The sequence below is a fragment of the Paenibacillus sp. E194 genome, assembly GCF_000935845.1.
Classification (GTDB): Bacteria; Bacillota; Bacilli; order Paenibacillales; family Paenibacillaceae; genus Paenibacillus_B; species Paenibacillus_B alvei_B.
Window position 1 is genome coordinate 1 of record NZ_JMDX01000186.1, and the last position, 11688, is coordinate 11688.

Below are 11688 nucleotides of genomic sequence, written 5' to 3' on the forward strand. Positions count from 1 at the left end.
TTTCAACAGAGGGTGGTCATCCCCGTCACTTTGCATTGACACCTGGAGGAGCGTATTTGCTGGCTGCTAATCGAGATGCGAACAATATTGTCGTATTCCGTGTAGATAAATCGACTGGCAAGCTCACGAGTACAGGGCAGTCCGTTGAGGTGTCTAAGCCGGTATGTGTGAAGCCGGTGTATGTCAAGAAGTAATTTCTCTCTAGCGTTCAGATTGACCAGTAAGGATAGAAGAAGCCGATATTCGCATCTGCGAGTGTCGGCTTTTTTGTCATTAACAGTTGAATGATACGATTGAATGCAATGTAGTTGATTAGGGTACCGAATGAGTCGTGTTCGCGTCCATTGCTGCAGCTGGAGTGGAGTGGTTCGCCCGTCGTTCACTCATGAGGAATATCCATACCCCAGCAATGAGCAGCACACAGGCAATAAATTGAGTAGTTGTTAATGATTCTCCTAATAGAAGCCACGCGAGAATGATAGCGCCTACAGGCTCGCCGAGCACGCTCATCGAGATCGATGTGGCACTGATGTACTTCAACAACCAGTTGAACAGCATATGTCCAAGCACGGTAGGGATGACTGCCATTAATGCGAATAAGAGCCATTCTCTTGCTTCATATCCAATAAAGGAGTAGCCTGCAGAAAGGTTGTAAACAGCCAACGCCAGACCAGCTACGAGAAAAACGGTAAAGTTATATACGTAAGACGAGACGCGCTGTCGCAGATCCTGACCTAGCAGCATGTGGAGGACGACCGAAATCGTACCCAGGATAGATAAAATGTCTCCATATAACGCTCTCCCGGAAATGGCCATATCACCCCAGCCAATGAGCAGCATGCCGCATAGTGCAATCCCGACACCAATGAATGAATTTCTCGTCGTTCGTTGTTTGAAAATCCAGAATGATCCGGCCATCACAAGAATGGGTTCCAAGGCAAGCAGAACGGTCGAGCTCGCTACAGTCGTATAGCGCAGCGACTCCATCCAGAGGAGAAAGTGCAAACCCAGAAAGAAGCCTGACAGGGACAGGCGCAGCCAATCATTGCGCTGGACAGAGCTCCATTCGGATCGATATGTCCACGCCCATGGCAGAAGCACGATATTCGTTATGAGGAGACGATACATGCCAATGACAGCGGCGGGGGCAGTTGACCATTTCACAAAAATGGCCGAGAAAGAGATTGCGATCATACCTACGATGAGCAGGGCATACAGATGCGATGATTTTCTTGATGACATGAGCAGAAGACACCTCGGTATATGAATGAATTGGTAATCTCACAATGTGCTAGTATACACCAACTGCCCCCAACTTGAAATAAAAATCATGATTATCAACCTAAAAAAAGGACTGTGGGACGAATGACCGTCCCCAGCCCTTAATTGCGCATCATCAGCTTGTGTTGAACAAGTAATGATTGTTCCTATTTGGATTGCTGTACGTTGAGTTGATCGAGGCTGGCAAATTCATATCCTTGTTGACGTGCACCATCAATAATGGCGCCAAGGGCCCCGGCATTATCCTTCGATATGGAGTGGAGCAGAATGACCGCTCCAGGATGAAGCTGCTTTACAACCTTATCATATGCATAGCTCGTTCCTCGTTGGGCATTGACATCCCAATCCAAGTAAGCCACGGACCAGAATACATTGGTGTACCCCATATTCTTCGTGATGGCCAGAGTCCGTTCATTGAAGATACCACGAGGTGGTCGCAGATAAGGCATTTCCTGCTTGCCCGTCACAGCTGTTACTGCCTGTTTGACCTTATCCAGTTCGGTTCGAATCTGCTCATCCGATATGGTAGTCATATCCGGATGACTCCACGAATGATTGCCGATTAGATGTCCCTCATTAATCATTCGCTTCAGTAAATCTGGTTGTGTATTTACATAATGTCCGGTAACGAAAAAGATGGCTGGAACCTTCTTCGCCTTCAACGTATCCAGAATTTGAGCCGTGTATCCATTTTCATATCCGTTATCGAAGGTTAAGTAAATCATTTTTTTGTTCGTATCACCGAGAAAAATAGCTCCATGCTTCTCAATCGTCGGTTTGAAGCCTTCCTCGTCAATCGAAGGAAGCTTGCCGTTCACACTTTTTTTGAATCCAAAGTGAAATGCGGGACGCTGTCCGGCGTATGCGGCTGGCTGAATGCTTGCGGCAAGCAAGCAGAGGAGAGCAGTGGCAATCAGAATGCGTTTCATATGCAAATATACTCCTTGATGTAGGTTAGAATCGGTCAATCATGGCTTACTATTCCATATTTGCAGTAAACTTATACGCACTGATACCTATGCATTCTTAAGCCGAATGCAAGTAATCCTTATTTGTTGTTAGACTGCTTCATCTTCTCCAACTCTTCTGAGACGACGAAGGCAAGATCTTCGTTGTTGTACATGGACAGCACGGCGAACAAAGTGTCGTCAGGGATCGGTCCGGCCTCCTCCTTCGGAACCGTAAGATCAATTGCCTGCTGCAATCGATAGTTGTCGCCCTGCTTCGGGTATGCGCGATGATAGAGCTCGGCTGGATCAAGATCATGGTTCACACACCATTGTGCAAAGATAAGAATCATCATTTGCTCATCACGCTCATAATTGTCGATAATTTGTTGTTCTACTGCACTACGCGTCATTGCAAAAACTCCCTTACATAGATTCATACAGCTTATTATAACGAAGATGAATTGTGATTCTCAATCCTTTGCTCAATTGAGAGGGAGAGACGTTGCAACTGATCGTACTGTAATGCCAATTGGAGATGGATGTTCATACTTACTTCGCTTAGCTTAGAAAGCGTCGGATATATACGGATGAAGTCGGGGAACGAACTGCTCTAGAGTTTCAATACTGTTGATGGAACCCGCAATAAATCCGTTATCGAACAATTCACATGGTCGCTGATAGCCAAGCAGCATGGTTGTGAGTGCTCTAATGTTCATGGATAGGGTGTTGTTCGTGTTGTCAGTGGTAAGAACCTGCTTCCTATCTTGAGAGTGAATAGCAGCTTGCCCGTTTTCAAAATGAATGACTACATTATTCCACGGAGCCTGGTCATCACTTATGTATAGAGAGAGGGGAGGGTGTACAGGTGCAGGTGCAAACGTATATTGCTGTAGAAATAATGTGATATCTACAATTCGTGCCATGACAAAAGGTTGTATCGTACGCACAATTCGTGGAAGGTTCAAGGCGAAAAACAGGCGCTCATTCTCACAAAGACGCATATTTACTTGCTCTACCATAGAATCATGCTGGCAAATATAATTCCATAGCCCCTGTCTAGACTCCCTTGTAACGCACATGAATTCATGTACATGCATAGCATTATTTTGTATCTCATACAACATATACCCTTGAGGCTGCGAATGCTCGCCATAGTACACCGCCGCGGTGCGATTATGATAGTGAGCAAGCCACCATTCGTGATCGCGAACGACCATACCTGAATGCTGCGATGACCATGCGTCATATACCGTTTCAATATCAGTAGAATGCGTATCCTTGGTATAACGGCGAACAACGCCTGTAAGTTCAGGATTCAATGGAATTAGATCATGACGGGTAAATTGGCAAGTCATGCGGTCGCTGAATACTTCCCAGCCTGCTTTGCGATAGAAGGGGATGGAGAAAGGATAGAGCATGGATATAGAAGTTCCAGCGGCCTGCATCACGCGCAGTGAGTGGTGCAGCAATTGCTTGGCATATCCTTTGCGTCGAAATTCAGGATAGGTGGCAACCCCACCGATTCCACCCATCTTCAGCTTATTCTGGCCGATATAGATGTGAAAAGGAAGGATATGAAGCTTCGCAGCGAGCTTGCCTTCATCGTACACACCAAAAATCTCATGTTTCCCCAACTTATGCAAATAGTTATCATAGTCTTCAGGATCAACGCTGTACTGGAAAGCATACTCGGATAGCGATATGGCTTCAGTAAACTGTTCCTTGCTCAAACGGACAATTGACATTGACAATCCCCCTCAATAAATGATTAAGCAGCAGTATATGATCTATTGTAGATGAAATAGATAGGGATGCAACGATTGAATGAAGAAGGTACGATTGAAAAGTTGGGATGGTAATTTATGCAAATGATGAAAACTTTCATGAAAATGCGAAATGTCATATTGCTCAATTTGAAAATCTAGATATAATGAAGTCAGGGCATGTCAAGGACGCAACAGCATGCTACTATGTGGATTGAATATGGATCTTCAGGGCAGGGTGAAATTCCTGACCGGCGGTATGGGTGCAGCTGCGCCCGAGCCCGCGACTCGTTGTTCGCTTACTCGGTTACTTGTAACATGTAAGCATCGAACGGAAGAACAGCGACTGACTTGGTGAGAAGCCAAGGCCGACGGTATAGTCCGGATGGAAGAAGATCTCGCACACGTTGTTTGGTACAACTGCATACAACAATAGGTCTTATGCGAATTTTTCTCTTCTGCATGTCTAGATCCTATATTCAACAACCTTGGAGGTTATTGAATATGGAACATCGTATCCAGGCCGACACACGCATGAGCAGCTCCGCAAGAGGAGTATGGTTCGTTGCGATGGGAGCGGCACTGTGGGGGATTGGCCCACTGTTCCGGGTATGGGTCATGGAGTCTATGACTTCGACCCAAATTGTATTGATTGAGCATCTGATGCTCGCCTTGTACGCGATCCCGGTGTTATGGATGCACCGGAAAGAGCTGCGCAACTGCACATGGAAGCATGTACTGGCATTGCTGTTCCTGTCATGGGGCGGCTCAGTAATCGCGACCATTATGTTTACCGAAGCATTTGCACATGGTGATGCAAATGGCGTACTGCTGCTGCAGAAGCTGCAACCAGTCTTTGCAATTATTTTAGCGCGGCTGTTGTTGAAGGAGACGCTCCCGCGTCGCTTCTCGCTACTTCTTATTCTTGCTATTATCGGTACGTATTTATTGACTTTTGGATGGTCTTTGCCAATTGGGCATTACAATGAAGTCATTGGCTTCAGCAGTCTATTGGCACTTGGAGCAGCATTCCTATGGGGCGGTTCCACAGTTATGGGACGGTTGCTTCTCGACAAAATGGAATATGAGACGGTCACATCGCTGCGATTTTTAATGGCACTCCCTCTGCTCATCGTGCTGACATCATGGGAGTCACCAAGCTGGAATTTCGCATCATCAGAATGGGGAACACTGTCGTTCTACATCTTCTTGCAGGCTCTTCTTCCAGGGTTGGTTAGTCTCTTGCTGTATTATCGCGGTCTATCCACTACCAAGGCCTCGTATGCGACTCTAGCCGAGTTGTCATTCCCATTGGTAGGGATGATGATGAACTGGTTCGTGTTCCATCAGGCGGTCACTGCAGCGCAAATTTCAGGCTTCGTTCTCATCTGGATTGCGTTGTATATGGTATCAAGACAAAATTAATCGGCGGTGGCAGTGCAATGATTCTTAATGAAGTTGCTGTCAATCGTCTTTCATAAATGACAAGAGACCCTGTCTGCTATGCCTTGAGCGCATGGCTGACAGGGTCTCTTAAGTTAGGTTAGAAGAAGGAATTAATAGCGACAAGAATGATGATAGCTCCGCTTAACACCGTGCTGAATTGTCCTACTGTATAGCGTCCTATGCGAATGTTGGCCATCTTCTGCCCAAGCATGGCACCCAGCCACAATGTGACAAAACTGCCGATCGCTGCGGTTAGAGATATGGCGAGCGGTGATAATCCGATAAGTCCAGCACTCAGGCCATTTGTTAACGCATTGGCAGATAGTGCGACGCCAAGCACAGCTGCTTCCCATAAGTTAATCGTCCCCGATTTATCCTTATCCGCTTCCTCTGGTCTCTGCAGCATTCGCTCTAGTGAAGAACTTGAATTAGCTTCACTGCTTGCTTCTACTGCTGCGGTCTCCGTCGAGCTGCCATGGTGAGAGGTCAGTAGAACAATGCGGATGCCGACAATAAGCAGGATGAATGCGGCAAGCAAGGTAGGCAGTATACCAGGAAGAACCTGCGATATCCATTGACCGAACATGAGACCGGCCATACTGAAAATGAAGCAGATGAGCGAAATGAATAGATTCGAAAGCACTCCAATTCGTATCTTCCGTATGCCGTACGATATTCCCACCCCTAAATTATCTATACTCGAAGCGACTGCTAATCCTAGAATCATAATCCATTGCATGATGAATCTCTCCCTTGATTTCCCTTGATTCGAAGTTTATAAATGTATGTTTATTGAATGTCATTTGCCGTCCTGTCAGTCGTGAAGCAGCTGCAGCACAGTTTCCCTTGGAGGCGCGAACACTAGCTGATGCTCACTTCCTGCTGAATAGGGCAGGGGGGATTTCGAATGACAATCTCCAAGCTGGAATTTGCGTTTGCTCATCTCATCTACATAGAACACATTCCGAAATACTACCGATGTGCCATCCTCATGATGGACTTTGGAACATTGCAGGCAGTAATACATAGCTGTTCAACTCCTTATTGTGGGTATAATCTGGTGCCGCTTGCAGCACTGTTGAGGTATCATATGTCACGATGTTGAGAGTTGTGAACCGGAATCGCCGAAATGTTGAAAAAAAATCAACAGCAGCCGATTGCCATGTGAAAAGAATCAACCTATGCTGTGGAAGATGTGTTGGTTGCAATGCTTATTTGTCTACGTGAGTGGCCTTTCTTGTTTGCTTGGCCATACCATGATGTCAAATTTATGGGGTAAGCTAGGCGAACTTGTGCATATACATGTCATAATGAGAGCGAGAATGGGCAGTAGAATGTGACTGTGACAAGGGGGGATAACCATCGGACAGAGCAACCCACTCGGTGACATGTTGAAAAAATCGATGAAGGAGCATTCGCTCTCCATGCGCAAATTGGGGGAGCGGACTGGAATGGATACCGCTACGATTTCTCGAATTATTAACGGGAAGCAGCCCGCCAAGATACACCATCTAACCACATTTTCCAAGCATTTATCGATTCCCGTTGAACAGCTCATGGAGGCGGTTGGTGTTGAATTTGGCAAGCTGAGCACGGTACCAGTGGTACCGATTGGAGATGAATTGCAGGAGGATAGCCTTCAATTCATACTCAAGTCCATACAGCTGCTTGATTATCCATTCACGAAGGAGCATGTACGTCTAGAACTGGATAAATACGAGCAATACGCGCAAACCAATGAAGGAGATCGAATGATTCGCGACAATTTCCATGCCAAGGTGAAGGAAGTAAGCGGATGGGGTCCATTTATCGATCAATTGAATGATACGTACACCCAATATTGCAGCGAACAAGCAACAGTAGAAGAACGTGCGGTATTAGGGAGCGCACTGCTGTATTTCATTTTATCGGCAGACATTATTCCAGACTATCTGTTCCCCATTGGATATATTGATGATGTGATGGCAGTGCAGTTGGCGATGGAGAGACTGGCGGCTCTTCAGGCTGCAGAGCGCATTGTAGAGAAATAGGGGTGTTCCAGGTCGGATGTTGACCGGAGCACCCCTATTCTTGTTTCAATCTTGTTCGTTAATGTCTACGCAACGAGCTTAATCACGTTCGAGATGATATGACATCCTTATGCTCTTGACATTGCATATGGCAGGGTCGCATCCTCATATTGCTGATGCTGTGGTTCTTCTGACATCTTGAAGGACAACGAAGCCCCATTCTTCAGCTGCTCGTGATCAATATACAGGTTGGATACGTGCTCGCCATTTACTTGTACACCTGCAACATATTTCGTCTCCGAAGAGTTGTTCGGCGCCTCAATGACAATCTGTTTGCCGTTGTCCAGGTTGACCGTCATCTTCTTGAACATTGGTGTTCCCAGTACGTATTGAGGTACCCCTGGTGTAAGAGGGAAGATGCCCATTGCACCGAATACATACCAAGCTGCCAAGCTGCCGTTATCCTCATCGCCAGGCAAGCCGTCAGGCTGCGCACTGAACAGTTCGTCCATCGTCTTGCGCACCCAATATTGAGTTAAGGTTGGGTACCCAAGTGCAGTATACACATATGGAATATGGAAGCTAGGCTGGTTGCTGATCGCGAACTGACCGAAGTCAATCGCAGCCATCTCCGACATTTCATGAATTTCAAAGCCATAGGATCCCACCTTGAATTCTGGATCTGCTGCGAACAAGGCATCCAGTCGCTCCTTCAACTTCTCGCGTCCGCCAATCAGGTCTGCCAATCCAAGAAGATCATGCTGCACAGCCCAGCTGCTCTGCCATGCTCCGCCTTCTGTATAAGGACCGCCCCATTCTGTTGCGTCGAATGGCTCCAGCCAGCTACCGTCTTCCAGTTTGCCGCGCATGAAACCGATTGTTGGGTCATACAGGTGTTTGTAGTTGCGGGCACGTTCCATCAATTGCGCATACTCCGCATCGCGTCCCAGATGCTTCGCAATTTGTGCAATACAGAAGTCACCGTACACATAATCCAGTGTATTGCAGACACTCTCATGGGTATGAATGTCAGCAGGTAAGAAGCCGTGCTTCAAGTACTCCTGCATTCCTTTACGTCCTACACGATGATCATCCGCTACAGTCATCGCATGCTTCAACAAACCTTCGAAGGCAGTGGCAACATCAAAACCAGTAACGCCTTTGGCTACGGAGTCTGCGAAGCTGACGTCGATCAACGTACCAGGCATCATGCTGCGTTCACCTGGGGAAGCCCATTTTGGCATCCATCCGCCTTCCTTATAAGCATTCACCCAGCCCTGCATCATTTCATTCATGAAGGACGGATAGAGCAGGTTATACAGCGGGAACGACGTACGGTACGTATCCCAGAATCCAATATCTGCGAAGAGCGGGCCATCTTCAATCTTCCCATTGTACGGGCTGAAGTGGATTTGCTGATCATTCGCATCATATTCATGGATTTGATGTGGGAACAGGGAAGTCCGATACAGACAAGTATAGAACGTATCCAGCTTGTCCTTGTCATCACTCTCGACCTGAATGACGCCTAGCTGCTTCTCCCATACATCTGCAGCCAGCTTCTGTACTTCATCGAAGCTGCGCTCGCCGATTTCGCGATTCAGGTTGATGAAGGCCTGCTCTTCACTGATGAAAGAAGTACTGACCTGAACGTGAACAACACGGTTGGCTGGCACGTGCAGTCCCACATATGCACCGAGGCGCTCATCTGTACCAGACAAGCCAGCAACTGGCTTGGATTCATGGTTCGTCAATCCGCTTGCATCTGCATCGATTGGGCAGTCGAACTTCACAACGAAGTACATGCGATAATTGTCAGGGGTTCCTCCAGCCTTAGCCGTCGTGTAGCCTGTCAATGTACCGTTCTTCGGATCAATCTTCATCGAAGATTCACCAGGGAATGGAGACAGGACAAGACGAGACTGCTCAGGACGGTCAAAGGTCAGACGCATGCTTGCGCAGCGCGTCGTTGGCGTCAATTCCAATGTAGCCTGATAGCGCAGCATCCGAACCTTGAAATAGTCAGGACGCACGATCATGTCCTGTCTGCGGAAAGAGGAGGAACGCTCAGGTGCCCAAGCCTTCAATGGTCCGGATTGCGGCATAAATGTCATATGTCCGTAATCTCCAATCCATGGGCTCGGCTGGTGGGTAAGACGAATGCCTTCAAATCGATTGTGATTCGGGTTGAAGAACCAGCCGCCACCAGCTTCAGTCGTCTGTGGACTCCATGCATTCATGGCAAATGGCAGGGAAATAAGCGGCAATGTGTTCCCGTTGGAATAAGGATATATCGAATCCGTACCTTGTAGTGGGTTTACGTGAGATAGCAAGCTCATCGGTGTTCGCTCCTTTGTAGACAGTTGCGCAGGAGGAGCAATTTATACTCCCATCAGACACAACTTATGAAATGTTATATCAAATATGACTTACATAATGTATTATATGACATAATCATTTTTATCTCCTATCATTAATTTAAAAAAACTCTCAATTTTTATGATACAATAATTATAACAATCAATCGAAGAGATAAGAGGTGGTGAGCGGATGTATCCATACAATTTACAGGGGGATGAGGAGATATACGGAGACTTTCCGTTCACATTGAAGATCCATCATCTTGAAGCATCAGTTCCCGCACATGTGCATCATTTTATTGAGTTTACATACGTCATAGAGGGTTCGGGCAAGGAGCTAATCAATGGGGTAGAGAAGGAGCTCACTCCAGGAACCTTTACCCTTGTATTCCCACATCAGGTTCACGAGTTGGATATACGGGAAGGAGAGGAACTGAAGCTGTACGTAGGGGCAATCGGACTGAAGGCCTTCTTTGGGGCTGGAGAATCTCTGCTTGCTCTTCACAGCTTGCTCAAAGGGGCAGAGGGCGACAGCAATACGACATACCATCTGGATCCAAGCACCGCTGAGCGCACTCATCTGCTGCTTCAAGACATGTTTGAGGAAATGCAGGAGCATAAACCTTGGAGCCGTATGATCTATCTTGCGAAGCTTACCGAGCTATTCGTGTGGTTCGACCGATATCGTATCTCCCACCTTCATGAAGGCGCCCATACTGGCGAGGATCATTTGCGAAGGGGAATGTGGGAGGTTGTCTACTATGTATACCAAAATTTCAAAGAAGAGATAACGCTCGAGTTCTTAGCGCAAAAGTATAATTACAGTTCGTCCTATATAAGTACGGCCTTCAAGCAAATGGTCGGAGAGAACTACTACTCCTTCTTAGAGCGGATACGAGTGGCACATGCATGCAACTTGTTAATCAGTACGGATATGAAGATAACGGAAATAGGATTTGAGGCAGGGTTCCGTTCATATCCGACCTTCAATCGGGTATTCCAGAATCGAATGGAGACGAGTCCAACGAAGTACCGTCAACAAAATCATATCGCATTACTAAAATCATGAGAAAAGGAGCCTCTACCGCGATAAGTACTATTGTACAATCGCTTAGAGGCTCCTTGCCTAGTTACTGATGAATGTTATGGATGTCTATTAACATAGTTGCATGTGACATCACATCATTGACATGATCACGGTATGGTTTGATCGTCTCAAGAGACAGCGCCATTACAGACGCAGCTTAATCGACCGCTTATATAGTGGATAGAACCACTTCACACCACGAGGGGTTAAGGTATCTGCAATGAGATGGGAACCGTAGCCAAGTAAGGATACGAGTGCAATTCCTTCAAGCTCCAAGTGTTGTTCTAATCCCCAGCCAATAGCTCCCCATAATAGAGCAGCCCAGATGGTGTGGGATAATCCCCGATGATTCAGCCATGGTACCCAGGCAACGAATACGCCCAGTCCGATGAGCCAGTTCCAGCCGAGCAGGATGCCGCCTATGAGCATGCTCCCACCGACACAGCTGACAATGATGTTGCGAATTAATCCTTCCTTCGCTACAAATCCGAGCAGAAGCACGACAATCGTAAGAACGATGGCCTCTTTGCTTAACGTACCGCTCGCTCCATATTGATAGATGGCACCTGCAGCACAGCATACGCCAAGCCACATCAATAGAGTATGTACCCGTTTGGCAGCCTTGCCAATTCGTCTGCTCAGTATGCTTGGGCCATCAAGATCCGCGCTCAGCGCAGATAACGCAGCAACTGCGAGGTAGATGGACGCATTCTGGATGGAGAACGGGTAATGCGCCGCAGCTGCGGCTCCGATAGCCACACCGATACTAAGGTGTGTTGAACCTTTCATATA

General features: G+C 47.0%; 12 protein-coding genes and 1 riboswitch. Of the genes, 4 read left to right on the top strand and 8 right to left on the bottom strand.

All coding sequences use genetic code 11. From position 1 onward, the window contains the following. Nucleotides 1-194 (top strand): lactonase family protein (locus AZ66_RS21190; protein ID WP_044356645.1); only part of this gene is annotated, 194 nt, incomplete at its 5' end. A gap of 118 nt (nt 195-312) precedes the next feature. Here the strand turns inward: AZ66_RS21190 and AZ66_RS21195 are convergent. The 4 genes from AZ66_RS21195 to AZ66_RS21210 form a co-directional block, all read right to left on the bottom strand. After that, nucleotides 313-1242 (bottom strand): DMT family transporter, encoded by a 930-nt coding sequence (locus AZ66_RS21195; protein ID WP_044356646.1) that lies wholly within the window; start codon nt 1240-1242, stop codon nt 313-315. 185 nt (nt 1243-1427) lie between these two features. Then, nucleotides 1428-2210, bottom strand: a complete 783-nt coding sequence (gene pdaA, locus AZ66_RS21200; protein WP_021260341.1) for a delta-lactam-biosynthetic de-N-acetylase — start codon at nt 2208-2210, stop codon at nt 1428-1430. 119 nt (nt 2211-2329) lie between these two features. Continuing rightward, on the bottom strand, nt 2330-2641 hold the full coding sequence (locus AZ66_RS21205; RefSeq protein ID WP_021255013.1) for a hypothetical protein: 312 nt from the start codon (nt 2639-2641) through the stop codon (nt 2330-2332). A gap of 153 nt (nt 2642-2794) precedes the next feature. After that, nucleotides 2795-3976, bottom strand: a complete 1182-nt coding sequence (locus AZ66_RS21210; protein ID WP_044356647.1) for a GNAT family N-acetyltransferase — start codon at nt 3974-3976, stop codon at nt 2795-2797. A gap of 238 nt (nt 3977-4214) precedes the next feature. Then, nucleotides 4215-4395, top strand: a riboswitch (FMN riboswitch). 103 nt (nt 4396-4498) lie between these two features. On the opposite strand from AZ66_RS21210, the gene AZ66_RS21215 reads away from it, so the two are divergent. Next, nucleotides 4499-5419 carry a DMT family transporter gene (locus AZ66_RS21215; protein ID WP_021260339.1) on the top strand — a complete coding sequence of 307 codons (921 nt, stop codon included), beginning with the start codon at nt 4499-4501 and terminating at the stop codon, nt 5417-5419. A 118-nt stretch (nt 5420-5537) separates the two neighbouring features. On the opposite strand, the gene ytaF is transcribed toward AZ66_RS21215, so the two are convergent. Both ytaF and AZ66_RS33875 read right to left on the bottom strand, forming a co-directional pair. Then, a complete protein-coding gene (gene ytaF / locus AZ66_RS21220) occupies nt 5538-6179 on the bottom strand; it encodes a sporulation membrane protein YtaF (protein ID WP_021260338.1) in 642 nt (213 codons plus the stop codon). Between the two features lie 75 nt (nt 6180-6254). Then, nucleotides 6255-6467 carry a DUF3973 domain-containing protein gene (locus AZ66_RS33875; protein WP_044356648.1) on the bottom strand — a complete coding sequence of 71 codons (213 nt, stop codon included), beginning with the start codon at nt 6465-6467 and terminating at the stop codon, nt 6255-6257. A 361-nt stretch (nt 6468-6828) separates the two neighbouring features. Here AZ66_RS33875 and AZ66_RS21230 point away from each other — a divergent pair, with 361 nt between their 5' ends. Beyond that, nucleotides 6829-7470 carry a DUF1232 domain-containing protein gene (locus tag AZ66_RS21230; RefSeq protein ID WP_044356649.1) on the top strand — a complete coding sequence of 214 codons (642 nt, stop codon included), beginning with the start codon at nt 6829-6831 and terminating at the stop codon, nt 7468-7470. A 107-nt stretch (nt 7471-7577) separates the two neighbouring features. Here the strand turns inward: AZ66_RS21230 and AZ66_RS21235 are convergent, their stop codons facing one another. Next, the gene (locus AZ66_RS21235) at nt 7578-9788 is read right to left on the bottom strand and encodes a GH92 family glycosyl hydrolase (RefSeq protein ID WP_044356650.1); all 2211 of its coding nucleotides are present in this window, start codon (nt 9786-9788) and stop codon (nt 7578-7580) included. 211 nt (nt 9789-9999) lie between these two features. Between AZ66_RS21235 and AZ66_RS21240 the strand changes: the two genes are divergently transcribed. Next, nucleotides 10000-10878: an AraC family transcriptional regulator gene (locus tag AZ66_RS21240; RefSeq protein ID WP_021260334.1), complete on the top strand. Its 879-nt coding sequence runs from the start codon at nt 10000-10002 to the stop codon at nt 10876-10878. A 162-nt stretch (nt 10879-11040) separates the two neighbouring features. Here AZ66_RS21240 and AZ66_RS21245 read toward each other — a convergent pair. Beyond that, on the bottom strand, nt 11041-11688 hold a 648-nt coding region (locus AZ66_RS21245), incomplete at its 5' end, for a metal-dependent hydrolase (protein WP_231586983.1).